Genomic DNA, 13,506 nt, shown 5'->3' with positions numbered 1-13,506 from the left:
AATATTGGGAGAGGTATTCAATCAATCAATTACACTTCTCTTAATCTACATATTTATTAACCCTCAAAAGAGGTTTGATTAAGTGGTTTCTTTTGAAACACAATAGTTCAACAAATGTTTTATTTCAATAACTAAAGAACTTCCTTACTTTACTTTTGTAAAAATAGTTATTTTTACTTTTATAAAAATCAAATAAATGAAAGCTAGTCAAAACAATAGTGAAGAAAACCAAGATTTTAAGATAGGAGATATCGTTGCAATTAAATCCCATGCCTTATTCAGAGAGTATCATAAAATAATTGAGTTTCCTGCTCAAACATCACCCTTAATGTTGGTGAAAGAAATTTTTTATGAAGATGAAGAAAAGAAAAAAACACACAGTGAAGAATTGGGGTGTAAAATTTCAGGGTTGATAAAATTTACTTGTGTCTATTTTAATGCCAATAAAAGTGAATTTGTTGAAGTCATTATTTATAGTGATTTATTGAAAAAATATAATGATTTAAAATATTACAGAAAGGATAAAAAAACTAACGAAAATATTGATTCAAAATTAATTGATGAAGTTAAAAGTTATGATTTAGCAGATTATAATTATGGTGAAGTAGTTCAATTTAAAACAAAAAAATTAGAACATCGAAAATCATATGAAAACAATAATGAGAAAATTTCAAATATTTCATTTCAAACTCCTGATTTTGTTTTGTCAGGTATAAAAGAAGAAATAAGCAAGGATTTATTCTATTCTAATGGAGAAAAAAAGATAAAGAGAAAAGTTTCTAATACAATGTTTAAAGTGATGTGGTTTAATCATTATCAGCAAAAATTTAGTGAGCATTATTTGCCAAAAGAGTTTTTTGTAAAAGATACAAAGTTCATAGATGGAGGTAATGAGGAAGTAAAATAAATTTTTTAATCTATAAAATTAAATTTTGCATTATGGAAACTCACCGTCATTTTATACTACATAAACCCCACGGCTATTTAAGCCAATTTATTTACGAGAAAAAGCGAAATAAGAAAAAGCTAGGCGAATTATTTGATTTTCCTGAAGGTACGATGGCAATAGGAAGGTTAGATGAAGATTCTGAAGGATTGTTATTGCTCACCACAGACGGAATGATGAGCGAAATTGTACGAAGTAAAACCATCGAAAAAGAATATTTTGCCCAAGTGGATGGGGTTGTAACTCCCCAAGCTATTGAAAAACTGAAAAACGGAGTAGAAATAGGAGTAAAGGGTGTTCGTTATACTACCAAATCTTGTGAAGCAAGAATCCTAGAAACATTACCTGATTTCATTGGCGAAGGCCGACGCATACGCCACGAACGCCACGGTCCTACTAGTTGGCTATCTATTACACTTACCGAAGGAAAATTTCGTCAGGTACGTAAAATGACGGCCGCAGTTGGATTCCCTACTTTGCGATTAGTCCGTGTGAGAGTTGGAAATGTTAATTTGAAGGGGTTGAAAGCAGGAGAAGTAATTGAAGTAAATGAATTTTAAATATCATTTTTTTAAACTAAATTACGATCTAAAAACTTAGTTTGGTCTTTGTATTACAATTATTTTAGATATAAAAATGCGCAATAATAATCTTGATGTACTGAAAATAATAATGGCTTTTTTAGTCATTGCGTTACATATTTTTCCTGTTTCTAAAGTAACAGGGATAGAAGGACTAATTTCCTATGAAATTGCCAGTGGTATAACTCGAATTGCTGTACCTACATTCTTTTTAATTTCAGGTTATTTTTTGCGAAATAAATTAAATGATAAACCTTATTTGTGGAAGTATACCAAGCGAATTTTATTGTTATATGTGGTTTGGCAATTCATTTATTTACCTGACTTAATCCGATTTTATAATTTAGGTTGGTTTTCTAAATCAGATATGATTTTAAAACTTATTTACGGTTATTGGCATTTATGGTATTTATTAGCCACAACTATAGCGGTAGGTTTGTTATATCTTTTACGAAATTTAAGTACTGCGATAAAAACGAAGTTAATACTGTTTCTACTCATATTGGGTTACAGTTTTCAAATAGGAATTCAATCAAATCGTTTAGATCTTATGTTTTTGTATGAAATAATAGGAACAACACGTAACTATTTATTTTTTGCTTTACCTATGATGATGATTGGGACTATGTATGATAAATGGAAAGATGAGATACCCCAATTCAAATGGCTATTTATCCCATTATGGATTATATTATTAATAGAAGTAGGAATGTATTATAAATATAAGGTTAAAGCAATGGATTTTCTTTTAACGCTTCCTTTATTAAGTATGTTGACTTTTTATTGGATAAATGAATCCCACCAATCGTTCATTCAAAAAACAATACCAGCTACACTTTCTTTAGGAATTTATTTGTGTCATCCGTATGCTATAAGAATGATAAATGAATTATTGCCCGAACAAGGATTTTATGATTGGCTATTAAAATATCCTATTATTTGTTTTTTAACACTTATACTTTGGTGGTTAATGGATCAAATAAATAAGAAATTGACCTATTTTTTTTAATTGGGATTATTTAAATATAAATTTTCTCTTTTCGTTATCAAATAGAATGTCTTCATCCTCAAATAAAGAATTAAAAACACCTTTTTCAATTAGTACACAAGGTTGATCTTGTACAACAAAATCAGGAGTCATAACAACCATTTCATCGCTTAACTGAAGGGCCAAATCAATATCATGAGTAGAAAATAAGATACACTTTTGGGTTTCGTGAGCTAACTTTTTTAGCAACTTAAAAACAGCAACCTTATGATGTAAGTCTAAATGTGTGGTAGGTTCATCTAAAATAATCAAAGGGGTGTTTTGAGCTAAAGCCCTTGCTATTAATGTTTTTTGCAACTGACCATCACTTATTTCGTAATGTTTCTTGTTTTGGATAGCTGTTATTTCTGTTAGAATTAAAGCTTCCTTTATTTTCAGACGATCTTCTTGTGTAAGCGTTCCAATCCAATTGGTATAGGGTTGACGACCTAAAGCAACTAATTCATAAACGGTTAGATTACTAGAAGGGAGTTTTTCAGTAAGAACAACTGCTAAGTTTTTTGCTAATTCAATAGTCGTGTATTTTTGAATGTCTAAAGAGTTTAAGATAACTTCACCCGAAAGAGGAGATTGAATAGCTGTTAGCGTTTTTAAAAGAGTTGATTTCCCTATTCCGTTAGCACCTATAAGGGTAATTAATTTTCCCGCTTCAAAATTTAAATTTAAATTCTGAGCTATACAAATTGGATTTTTTTTAAATGTATAGCCAATACTAAGGTGTTTGGTTTGTAAAATGATTGGATTTTTCATTAATTTAGAGTACGTTTTTTTACCAAAAGCCATACTACTATAGGAGCACCTATAATAGAGGTAACAGCATTTATAGGAATAGCTACCTCAAAACCCTGAGAAACAATATCACAAAGAAGCATAATGCAAATTCCTGTTAATAAGGTGGTTATAAATAGGTGAAGATGTTGGCTGCCTTGGAAAATAATTTTTGCAAGATGAGGAATTGCAAACCCTATAAAAGCTATAGGTCCCACAAAAGCCGTGAGTATGCCAGTAAGTACACTCGTTATTAAAATAATTTGATGTAAAGTTTTTTTATAAGGAACACCTAGACTTTTAGCATAATTTTCTCCCAACAAAAGAGCGTCTAAATTTTTAAGAAGACGGATCGTATAAAGTAGCGTAATGCCGCAAACGATAAAAATAAAATAAATATTTTCCCAACGCACACTACCTAAATTTCCCATAGACCAAATAGAAAATTTTTGTAACTGTTCAGCTGATGAAAAATAACTTAAAATATTGATAATAGAACTTGTAAAATGACTAAACATCAATCCAATAACCAAGATAGACATAGTGTTTTTTATTTTTTGAGCCGTTAAAAGGACTGCTATCAAAACAATCAGAGACCCCATGATAGAGGCAAAGACAATTCCGTAAGACGATGTAAAAAGAGGAACAAGTAGAGGGGGTAAAAAATTACTTCCCATGATCACGAAAGCAACCATTAAGCTGGAACCTGAACTTAATCCTAAAATATAAGGACCCGCTAATGGATTTCTAAAAAGAGTTTGCATGAGTAATCCGCATATAGGCAATGCTACACCCACGGCTACCGCTATTAGAGCTTTAGGAAGTCTGAAATTTAAAATAATATACTGCCAAGTAGTTTTAGAAGCATTGTTGCCTATTAAAACCTGAAAAGTATCCTGTATAGGGATTCTAACAGAACCTAAACATAAGTCTAAAATAAAAAGAATTACGCTTAAGAGAATAAAACCAAAAAAGAGTTTTTTGTTTTTCAAGACTTTTATTGTATGGGCGTTACAAATGTAAATGGATAATTAGGCAATAATTCAGGATGTATAATTTTTATGTAATCTTTCAGTACTTTATCGGGTTGACTAGGCGAAAATTCAAAGAAAAGAGTACCTCCTTTTTTCCCTTTTTTCCCTTCAAAAGTATATACCTTCTTATTTTGATACGCTTTAAATTGAGAGTAATGAATATTTGATTTTCCAAATTCGTTCCAACTTGTAATATCTCCCGTTGCAATCCAGATCAAAGCATTTTGTCCTTTTTCAAAAACCTGTTCAAAAGTCAGAGGGATACTTCCTGTACCTTTTACATCTTTCCAAAGATAGTTGCCCCCCGCATCTTGTATATAGGTGCTTTTCCAACTATCACCTTTAGGCATATACCACTGATCCTGATACATTGTACCATAAAGAATAGTAGGTTTTTGTTGAACCGTTTTTACAATTTCTAGTGCATTTAAATAGTTTTTTTTAACTAGATCAAAATAGTTTTTAGCTTCTTTTTCTTTTCCTACTAAAGCACCAAAAAACTTAATCCATTCAGCTTTTCCTAGAGGTGTTTGCTCCATCCAATCCGCTTGAATTAGAACGGGGATTCCTGCTTTTTCAATAGCGTTTAAGGTTGGGTTATTTCCATCCACTCCAAAAGCAACCAATGCGTTTGGAGCTAGATTAATTAATTGTTCGATATTAATTTTTTCATTTTCTCCCAAGTTTTTTATTCTTCCAGAATCAATTAATTTTCGAGTTTTATCAGACGAAATATAGTCAGTATGAGGAAAACCCACCAACTTGTTTTCTACGCCTAAAATTTCTAAAAAAGGAATATTAGTAGTAGAGGTTACTACAAGGTTCTTAAGAGGGACTTGTATTTGAAGATACTGTTTCAAGCTATCAGGGATGTTCTTATTGCTTTTGGTAAGAACATAAGTAAACGGTTTTTGAGCATTAGGCCATGGAGTTGTAACTGTTATGACAGAATAATTTTCGTATTCATGTAAGGTAAAAGCAGTGGCATCTGTTAGAATATTGTTTTTTTGAGGGGTAACAATACGTGTGATTTCATTTTTTTTGCATTGTATAGCAAGAGAACAAAGCAAAGCAAAAAAAGTATATCGCAATAGTTTTATCATAACAGTATATGAAAAATTAAATTTTTAAATGATTGACAAAGATAAAATATATTTTGCCTTAAAAAGAAGTATTAATCAATTGTATAATTCTAAATATGTTTTTAAGAAGTAGTATCAGGCTTCTCTATTATTGAAATTGATTTTTGTAAAATCAAAGAATTAGGAATTGTAATAGTTTGCCCATCAGCAGTTTTTAAATGAACAAAAAAATAGGTAAGCTCAATAATTTCACCTTCTAAAGGAAAGTCTTTATCAAGTATTCTTATGGTATCACCTAATTTAAGAGGATGATTAAAAAAAAGTATTAAACTTGATGTTATGTTTGACAATAAAGACCATTGAGCAAAAAAAGCAACTCCCAAGGCAGTTAGGATACTACTAGCAAAGAGGGCTATTTCATTTTGTTCCAGTCCCCAAATTCCGGAAATTAAAACAAAAAACACAATGGTTATTAGAAGATGTAATGCCTTAATAGATATTTTTCTCCTTGTTCTTTCAATATAGGTCCTTTTTAATGTATTGTTAATTATGTTTTTAGTAAAGAAAAAAAGAAATATATATATGACTAGAGCGGCTATTGTTTCTAAAATCTGAATTTTATAAGTACCCATAATTATATATATTAAATAACGTACTTTAGTAAGAAAACAAAAGTAAGTTATAATGTTTTTTTAGTATTCTGTAAGCAAAGATAAAGTTTTAAATATCTTTACAGCCAAAAAACAGAGTGTATGTTGTATCTTATAACAGGTGGCGAACGTTCAGGTAAAAGCGCGTATGCCCAAGATTTAGCGTTAGAGTTATCGTCTAATCCCGTGTATATGGCTACTGCTCGTAAATGGGACGGTGATTTTCAGAAAAGAATAGATAGACATCAAAAAGATCGTGACCACCGATGGACGAATGTTGAAGAAGAAAAATACATAAGCAATTTCAATTTTTCTAAAAAAGTAACCATGATTGACTGCGTAACCTTGTGGTTGACTAATTTTTTTGTGGATACCCAAAATGATATTGAAAAATCACTAGAATTAGCAAAATCAGAAATTGAAAAAATACTACTTCAAGAAGATACAAATATTATTATTATTACAAATGAAATTGGTATGGGAGTTCATGCTCAGACCGAAATAGGAAGAAAATTTACCGAATTACAAGGTTGGATGAATCAATATCTAGCTCAAAAAGCAAATAAAGTAATTTTGATGATTTCAGGAATTCCTGTAGAAATTAAGTAGCGTTTATCGTTTATAAATTATAGAATAAAAACTCATACGAAATAATGAAAGCAATTCTTTCTTGGAGTGGAGGTAAAGACAGCTGTTACGCAACAATAAAAGCCATAAAATCAGGATATCAACCGACAGTGCTTTTAAATATGATGAATGAAAACGGAAAAGTATCCCGTTCGCACGGATTAACACAACTTATTTTAGAGCAGCAAGCCAATCAGTTAAAAATACCATTCATAGGAATACCAACCACTTGGGGCGATTATGAAAAAAAATACATAGAAACACTTCATCAATTAAAAAAAAACTATGAAGTAGAACACGTTATTTTTGGAGATATTGATTTAGCACCTCATAAAGAATGGGAAGAAAAAGTATGCCAAGAAGCCAAATTAAATGCCATTTTACCTCTCTGGCAACAAGATCGTTTAGAATTGGTAAAACAAATGATAGAACAAAATATTGTTTGTATGATTGTTTCCTGTAATACTACTATGGGAGTAGAATTTTTAGGAGAAATTTTAACAAAGGAAATCATTCAAAAATTAATTCAATTAAATATAGATCCATGTGGTGAAAATGGAGAGTTTCACACAGTAGTAATTAACTGCCCGTTATTTGATAATCCTATTGTATTACCTAATTATAAAAAAGAAATTTACCAAGACTATTGTTTTTTAGTTTGGGAAAAATAACATAAGAAGTGATGAGTTTAACAGAAAAATTACAACATAAGATTGATTTTAAAACCAAACCTTTAGGAGCTTTAGGTCAATTAGAAAGTATAGCTTTGCAGATAGGGCAAGTTTTTAATACACTTACACCTGAAATACGAAATCCACATATTTTAGTCTTTGCAGCAGATCATGGTATAGCAAGAGAAGGCGTAAGTGCTTATCCAGCTGAAGTAACCCCTCAAATGGTTTTGAATTTTGTAAACGGTGGGGCAGCAATTAATGTGTTTTCAAAACAAAATGGATTGACATTAGAAGTAATTGATGCAGGAGTAAATTTTGATTTTGATAATTCATTACCCATAATACATCAAAAAGTAGCAAAAGGAACTCAATCATTTTTAGAGCAAGCTGCCATGTCAGTAGAGCAGTTTAAAGAATGTTTACAAAAAGGAAGACAAATTGTACAAGAAATACACACAAAAGGCTCTAATTGCGTTGGCTTTGGAGAAATGGGTATTGGAAACACAGCCACTTCTGCTGTATTAATGAGTATTTTAACAGAAATTCCAATTCAAGATTGTGTAGGGAGTGGGACAGGAGTAGTTAATGACGCATTAGATAGAAAAACAACTATTTTAAAAACAGCTTTACAAAATTACAAAGGATCCTCCATGATAGATGAAAAATTAGCCCATTTTGGTGGATTTGAAATTTATCAAATGGCAGGAGGAATGCTTCAAGCCTTTGAAAACAATATGTTAATTCTAGTAGACGGATTTATTAGTTCAGTAGCCTTTTTAGTAGCGTATACTTATGAATCAAAAATCCTAAAAAACGCCATATTCTGTCATTGTTCACAAGAAAAAGCACATAAAAACTTGTTGCACTATTTAAAAGGAAAACCATTGCTAGATTTAGGATTACGACTAGGAGAAGGTACAGGAATAGCCCTTGCTTTTCCAATCATACAAGGAGCCGTTAATTTTTTAAATCAAATGGCAAGTTTTGAAGAAGCAGGCGTTAGTGAAAGCCTTTAAAGAGGCTATTTTCATAACCTAAGGTTCATAAAAAAATGAAAAAACAACTAGACATCTTTTTTACAGCGTTAATGTTCTATACACGTATTCCGTGTCCAAAACATATTCATCATGATCCTAGTTATTTAAATAAAGCAACACGTTATTTTCCGTTAGTAGGGTGGTTAGTAGGAAGTCTATCTTATTTAGTATTTTTAGGAGCTCATTATCTTTTTTCATTGTTAATAGCCACTGTTTTTTCCATGGTAGCAGGCGTGCTGATTACAGGAGCCTTTCACGAAGATGGATTTGCGGACGTTTGCGATGGGTTTGGAGGAGGTTGGACAAAAGAAAAAATAGTAAAAATTATGAAAGACAGCGCTATAGGAGCTTATGGAGCTATAGGAGTTGTACTTTTATTACTAGTCAAGTTTTTACTCCTTTTTGAAATAATGAACAGAATCCCTAATCCTTCTTGGAACCAATATGCTTATGCAAGCTTTTTATTTATTACCTACCATAGTATAAGCAGAGCAAATGCCATTTCACTTTCCTTTACGTTACCGTATGTAAGAGAAGATGAATTAAGTAAAAGTAAACCTATAACCAAAGGTTTTAGTAAATATGAAGTAATAGGAGTCCTTTTCTTTGGATTAACACCATTGGCTTGTATGGCTTGTATTTACAATCCATATTATTTGGTGGTATTACCCGCTTTGCTCCTCACACGTTTGTATATGGGACGGTATTTTACCAAATGGATTGGAGGATACACAGGCGATTGTTTAGGAGCTTTAGAACAGATTAGCGAAGTAGTAACCCTTTTATCTTTTCTAACACTATGCAAATTTATTTAGTACGCCATACCGAAACCATTTGTCCCAAAGGAGTTTGTTATGGACAGAGCAATGTAAACTTAGTACCTAATTTTTTAAAACAATTTCAAGAGATAAAAAAACAATTACCAGTAAAAGCATTCGTATATACTAGTCCTTTGACACGTTGTGTAGAATTGGCTGAATATTGTTTTTCAAAACAAGAGATAACGGTAGACAACCGATTAAAGGAAATGAATTTTGGAAAATGGGAATTACAAAAATGGGATGCAATACCAGAGGAAGAATTAAATCCTTGGATGGAAGATTTTGTAAACATTCCAGTTCCTATGGGAGAGTCTTTTCAAGTTTTATACGAAAGAGTAGTTGAATTTTGGGAAACAATACAAAAAATGACATTAGAGAAACCATTAGTTATTTTTACTCATGCAGGTGTTATAAGAAGTTTAATATGTTACCTAGAAAAACAACCTCTTAAAGATGCTTTTACTTACAAAGTAGATTTTGGAGAAGTAAAAAGGCTTTCAATTAAATGAAATAAAGAATCTAATCTTTTTTCAGAAAAGAATGTTTTACTCCTAACTAATTGATACTAATTTGTTTGTGAGGGACTAAGATCAGGGGTGTTTTTTCAAAAAAGTAAGTGTTTTTATAAATGTGTGTGAAAAAAAAATATTTTTTTATTTTTTATTGTACCTTTGCGCTCCCTTAAACAAAAAAATATGAAAAAAAGTATTAAAACACCACTATTTTTGTTCGTGTTATTTTCTTTGTGCAATAACGTATTTGGTCAAGTAATAAATCATAACAATGATGTTTGGTTGCATTATTTAGGAAAAAACATGATAGGAAAAAAACTTTCCTTAACACTAGAAGGATCTCTAATATTCGCTAACGGATTTGATCAAAAACAACAATATTTTATACGCCCATCTGTAGATTACCAGTTTACCAAACAAATAAGTGGTAGCATAGGTTATACACACCATGAATTTTTTGTTTATGGAGATGTTCCTTTAAATAGAGTCGTAACACCAGAGGATAACGTATGGATACAAGGTGTTTATAGCTGTGCTAAAAATGATTTTAAATTTACCCATCGTCTACGCGATGAGAGTCGTTGGGTAGGAGTAGCTACTAAAAATGAAGCAGGAGATTTTGTTATAACTAATAGAGACTATAGAAATCGTTTACGATACATGTATTTGGTAAATTATACTTTAACTAAAAAAGAAGATAAACCTCAATTGTTTGCTTTTTTAGGAGATGAGATATTTATGAATATAGGAGTAAAAGCAGCCAAAACATTTGTACAACAAAATAGAGTAATTGCAGGTTTAGGATATAATTTAAACCCTCAACATCAAATTCAATTAAGTTACATTCACCAAAATTTATGGAATGTACCTAACACCATACAAGAAAATAATCCCACGCTAAGGATTTCTTATGTAACGAACTTAGATTGGTCAAAGAAAAAATAATTTTAAAAGCTTCGTAAAAAGACCTTTGTTTTAAATAAAAAAAACTACAACATTGAACATGCCCCAAAAAGTTAGACACTATTTGGGGCATTTTTTATTCAAATTTTGCTCAATATAGGTTAGGTATTAGAAAACTATTATAGATAAAGAGGTAATACCATTTAAACCTAAAATATACTGGATTAAAAGTAAAGTTCTCGATACGTTTTTTTTCATTTTAAAAACAACTCGAACTCTCCCTTTGATCGAAATGAAAAGATTGCGAACTTTTTGGACAGTCTCAAGGTTAAAAAAAAATATTATAAGGAAATTTCAAAGTTTAAATAGTATAACAATAATTGGAGATGAAATAAAACTAAATTATATTCTAAACTTTGAAATATATGGATTTTAGGGTTCTTTTATTGAGGAATTTTTAATAAAGGAATCTGTTTTTTTTTATTTTTTTTAAAAGATGTACTAACTTTGCCTGTGAATTTATGGTGCTCGACTTTTGTGAAAAGTCAGCTTAAAAGGGAATCAGAGTGAGATTATAGATAAATTATTTGAAGATTAATGATAACGGAACCGTATTCCTGAAAATCAATATCTAAAATAAGAAATCCAATATCAAAACCTGAGCTGTACCCGCAACTGTAAGCTATTCAGCTTGTAATGATCTACAACCACTGTTTGAAATTTAAAACGGGAAGGTTAATTACAAGACGCAAGCCAGGAGACCTGCCTAAATTTATTTTATTAACAAACTTTCGGGAAAAAAAGTTTGGGTTGGGTAAATTCTGTCTTTTTTTCCGCATTTAAAGAATTAAAATGAAAAAAAACATTTTATTAGCAAGCGTTTTAACGTGTATGTATGGTAGTGCTTTTGCACAAGAGCAAGAATCAAAAAAAATAGAAGAAGTAGTTGTATCAGAGACTAAATTTCTGCAAAACAAAACAAAAACAGGTAGAACGATTGAAAAAATCACATCAAAAGATTTAGAACAAAGAAAAGGGCAAAGTGTGGCTACGGTATTAAGCCAGTTAGCTGGATTTGAAGTTGTAGGAAGTCAGAGTGGAGTAGGAAAGAATTTAGATTTGTTTGTTAGAGGAGGAAGTACAAAACAAGTATTAATTCTAATAGACGGTAATCCTGTAGTAGATGCATCAAGTATTTCAACTACGTATGATTTACGATTATTACCCGTAGAACAAGTTGAAAGTATAGAAGTACTCAAAGGAGCTTCCTCCGTATTATATGGTGCTAATGCAGCCACAGCAGTTATTAATATTACATTAAAAAAAGCAACTGACAAAGGAGTCGTAGGAACAGCCTACTTTAATATAGGAACTCAAAATTTAACAACCACCAAAAAGTATAAACCAGAAGAATACAATCAAGGTTTTTCATTGAACGGGACAAAAGGAAAAATCTCTTTTTTAACCTCTCTAAATAGCGCAGAAATAACAGGTATTAGTGAAGCAAAAGGAGATGATTTTGAAAAAGATAAGTTTTCAAGAGTTAATCTTAATCAACAATTAGGAGTAGCAATAAATAAAGAAATTAAATTGGATTTTTTTGCTAACTATGATCGCTTAAGATTTGCCTACGATACAGGGGCCTTTGTAGATAATGAAGTAAATACTTTAATAGGAGAACAGTTTAGAGGAGGCTTTTCTCCTTCAATGAAGTATAAAAAAGGAGAGTTGAAAATAAATTCTTCTTTTGGCTTTTATGAACAAAAAAGACTCTCAGGAGTTTCATTAAATAATTATACAGAATCCTTCTCTAAATCACGAAATATAAATGTTGACGTTTTTAATAAATACAATATAGGAAACTCTTTAGCTTTTATCACAGGGGTTCAATTCCAATATTTTGATATGCTTCAAGCTACCCCTTATGTTAATATTTATAATCAAGACGCTAAATACACCATGTTAGATCCTTATATTACAGCAGTATTAAACACTAAGTTTGGATTAAATGTAAATGCAGGAGCTCGTTATTTAAAACACAGCGTTTATAAAGATTATGTCATCTTTAATATTAATCCAAGTTTTAATTTTGAAAAAATCAATTTAAAATTATATGGATCAATAGGAGGAGCAGTAGTAGCACCAACATTATATCAAGTGTATTCGGAGTATGGTAATAAAGATTTAACACCACAAGAAAATACTACTATTGAAGCTGGTTTTGAAAAAAGTTTTTTTGATCAAAAAATGAAAATTTCAGCAGTTGGATTTTATAGAGAAGAAAATAATTCAATTGCTTTTAAAAAGAAGACCTCAAATACAGGATGGCAATATGAAAATATAGAAGGAATAAATAAATCAAAAGGGATTGAATCCAATATAATGATCAAACCTCTAGAAAAAATAACCTTAACGGGTAATTATACTTTTGTAGAAAATGATCAAGCTATTGCAAAAGCCGTTGCAAAACATAGAATAAATGCTAGTTTATCGGTTGAATTGACTAAATCTATTGCATGGGATGCTCAATTTCAGTTTGTAGATTTTAGAAACGTATCATACTACAATTCTTCTACTTTTAGAGCAACAGACGTATCCGTTTCGGCTTATAAATTATTTCATACGAATCTGAAAGTAAAATTATCAAACCATTTGAGTGTTTTTGGATCCGTTCAAAATTTATTAAATGAAGAATTTATAGAAACCATGGGGTATAATACAAGAGGGAGAAACTTTAAAATCGGAATGAATTTTCAGTTTTAATCAGTAGAGATTATCTGAAATATAAAAAATTAATGTGTACTCCACTTTTATAATAAAAAA

14 protein-coding genes and 1 riboswitch are annotated in these 13,506 nt (G+C 30.6%); of the genes, 10 read left to right on the top strand and 4 right to left on the bottom strand.

Going from position 1 to position 13,506, the window contains the following annotated elements; genetic code table 11:
• Positions 1-196 precede the first annotated feature (196 nt).
• From HUE53_RS01865 to HUE53_RS01855, 3 genes are all read left to right on the top strand, one after another.
• Entirely contained in the window at positions 197-907 is a 711-nt protein-coding gene (locus tag HUE53_RS01865; protein WP_014165127.1) for a superantigen-like protein SSL4, read from the top strand.
• 32 nt (positions 908-939) lie between these two features.
• Positions 940-1,506, top strand: coding sequence for a pseudouridine synthase (locus HUE53_RS01860; RefSeq protein ID WP_014165126.1), 567 nt, complete (start codon positions 940-942; stop codon positions 1,504-1,506).
• 76 nt (positions 1,507-1,582) lie between these two features.
• Positions 1,583-2,536 carry an acyltransferase family protein gene (locus tag HUE53_RS01855; RefSeq protein ID WP_192188662.1) on the top strand — a complete coding sequence of 318 codons (954 nt, stop codon included), beginning with the start codon at positions 1,583-1,585 and terminating at the stop codon, positions 2,534-2,536.
• A gap of 6 nt (positions 2,537-2,542) precedes the next feature.
• Here HUE53_RS01855 and HUE53_RS01850 read toward each other — a convergent pair whose 3' ends face one another.
• The 4 genes from HUE53_RS01850 to HUE53_RS01835 form a co-directional block, all read right to left on the bottom strand.
• Complete coding sequence (locus tag HUE53_RS01850) at positions 2,543-3,325, bottom strand: ABC transporter ATP-binding protein (protein WP_041253377.1); 783 nt, start codon at positions 3,323-3,325, stop codon at positions 2,543-2,545.
• A complete protein-coding gene (locus HUE53_RS01845) occupies positions 3,325-4,335 on the bottom strand; it encodes an iron ABC transporter permease (protein ID WP_014165123.1) in 1,011 nt (336 codons plus the stop codon). Before HUE53_RS01845 ends, HUE53_RS01850 begins: the two co-directional genes overlap by 1 nt.
• 5 nt (positions 4,336-4,340) lie before the next feature.
• Positions 4,341-5,480, bottom strand: coding sequence for an ABC transporter substrate-binding protein (locus HUE53_RS01840; protein ID WP_014165122.1), 1,140 nt, complete (start codon positions 5,478-5,480; stop codon positions 4,341-4,343).
• 101 nt (positions 5,481-5,581) lie between these two features.
• On the bottom strand, positions 5,582-6,091 hold the full coding sequence (locus HUE53_RS01835; RefSeq protein WP_014165121.1) for a mechanosensitive ion channel domain-containing protein: 510 nt from the start codon (positions 6,089-6,091) through the stop codon (positions 5,582-5,584).
• Positions 6,092-6,211: 120 nt separating this feature from the next.
• On the opposite strand from HUE53_RS01835, the gene HUE53_RS01830 reads away from it, so the two are divergent.
• From HUE53_RS01830 to HUE53_RS01800, 7 genes are all read left to right on the top strand, one after another.
• The gene (locus HUE53_RS01830) at positions 6,212-6,718 is read left to right on the top strand and encodes a bifunctional adenosylcobinamide kinase/adenosylcobinamide-phosphate guanylyltransferase (RefSeq protein WP_014165120.1); all 507 of its coding nucleotides are present in this window, start codon (positions 6,212-6,214) and stop codon (positions 6,716-6,718) included.
• Positions 6,719-6,762: 44 nt separating this feature from the next.
• On the top strand, positions 6,763-7,407 hold the full coding sequence (locus HUE53_RS01825) for a Dph6-related ATP pyrophosphatase (RefSeq protein ID WP_077225936.1): 645 nt from the start codon (positions 6,763-6,765) through the stop codon (positions 7,405-7,407).
• 11 nt (positions 7,408-7,418) lie between these two features.
• A complete protein-coding gene (gene cobT / locus HUE53_RS01820; RefSeq protein WP_065213175.1) occupies positions 7,419-8,426 on the top strand; it encodes a nicotinate-nucleotide--dimethylbenzimidazole phosphoribosyltransferase in 1,008 nt (335 codons plus the stop codon).
• 35 nt (positions 8,427-8,461) lie between these two features.
• Positions 8,462-9,262 carry an adenosylcobinamide-GDP ribazoletransferase gene (locus HUE53_RS01815; RefSeq protein WP_014165117.1) on the top strand — a complete coding sequence of 267 codons (801 nt, stop codon included), beginning with the start codon at positions 8,462-8,464 and terminating at the stop codon, positions 9,260-9,262.
• On the top strand, positions 9,247-9,777 hold the full coding sequence (gene cobC / locus HUE53_RS01810) for an alpha-ribazole phosphatase (protein ID WP_014165116.1): 531 nt from the start codon (positions 9,247-9,249) through the stop codon (positions 9,775-9,777). Before HUE53_RS01815 ends, cobC begins: the two co-directional genes overlap by 16 nt.
• Before the next feature lie 186 nt (positions 9,778-9,963).
• Positions 9,964-10,725 (top strand): DUF2490 domain-containing protein, encoded by a 762-nt coding sequence (locus HUE53_RS01805; protein ID WP_014165115.1) that lies wholly within the window; start codon positions 9,964-9,966, stop codon positions 10,723-10,725.
• Between the two features lie 462 nt (positions 10,726-11,187).
• Positions 11,188-11,467, top strand: a riboswitch (cobalamin riboswitch).
• A 68-nt stretch (positions 11,468-11,535) separates the two neighbouring features.
• Positions 11,536-13,446 carry a TonB-dependent receptor plug domain-containing protein gene (locus tag HUE53_RS01800; protein ID WP_081278996.1) on the top strand — a complete coding sequence of 637 codons (1,911 nt, stop codon included), beginning with the start codon at positions 11,536-11,538 and terminating at the stop codon, positions 13,444-13,446.
• The last annotated feature ends 60 nt before the right edge of the window (positions 13,447-13,506 follow it).

This window comes from Flavobacterium columnare (genome assembly GCF_014844295.1).
In the GTDB taxonomy this organism is placed as follows: domain Bacteria; phylum Bacteroidota; class Bacteroidia; order Flavobacteriales; family Flavobacteriaceae; genus Flavobacterium; species Flavobacterium columnare.
The sequence above is the reverse complement of the archived record's forward strand: the minus strand, read 5'-3'. Positions and strand labels throughout refer to the sequence as shown.

Coding starts and splice junctions, on each gene's coding strand:
- HUE53_RS01865 (WP_014165127.1), top strand. CDS start 197: ATGAAAGCTAGTCAAAACAATAGTGAAGAAAACCAAGATTTTAAGATA.
- HUE53_RS01860 (WP_014165126.1), top strand. CDS start 940: ATGGAAACTCACCGTCATTTTATACTACATAAACCCCACGGCTATTTA.
- HUE53_RS01855 (WP_192188662.1), top strand. CDS start 1,583: ATGCGCAATAATAATCTTGATGTACTGAAAATAATAATGGCTTTTTTA.
- HUE53_RS01850 (WP_041253377.1), bottom strand. CDS start 3,325: ATGAAAAATCCAATCATTTTACAAACCAAACACCTTAGTATTGGCTAT.
- HUE53_RS01840 (WP_014165122.1), bottom strand. CDS start 5,480: ATGATAAAACTATTGCGATATACTTTTTTTGCTTTGCTTTGTTCTCTT.
- HUE53_RS01835 (WP_014165121.1), bottom strand. CDS start 6,091: ATGGGTACTTATAAAATTCAGATTTTAGAAACAATAGCCGCTCTAGTC.
- HUE53_RS01830 (WP_014165120.1), top strand. CDS start 6,212: ATGTTGTATCTTATAACAGGTGGCGAACGTTCAGGTAAAAGCGCGTAT.
- HUE53_RS01825 (WP_077225936.1), top strand. CDS start 6,763: ATGAAAGCAATTCTTTCTTGGAGTGGAGGTAAAGACAGCTGTTACGCA.
- cobT (WP_065213175.1), top strand. CDS start 7,419: ATGAGTTTAACAGAAAAATTACAACATAAGATTGATTTTAAAACCAAA.
- HUE53_RS01815 (WP_014165117.1), top strand. CDS start 8,462: ATGAAAAAACAACTAGACATCTTTTTTACAGCGTTAATGTTCTATACA.
- cobC (WP_014165116.1), top strand. CDS start 9,247: ATGCAAATTTATTTAGTACGCCATACCGAAACCATTTGTCCCAAAGGA.
- HUE53_RS01805 (WP_014165115.1), top strand. CDS start 9,964: ATGAAAAAAAGTATTAAAACACCACTATTTTTGTTCGTGTTATTTTCT.
- HUE53_RS01800 (WP_081278996.1), top strand. CDS start 11,536: ATGAAAAAAAACATTTTATTAGCAAGCGTTTTAACGTGTATGTATGGT.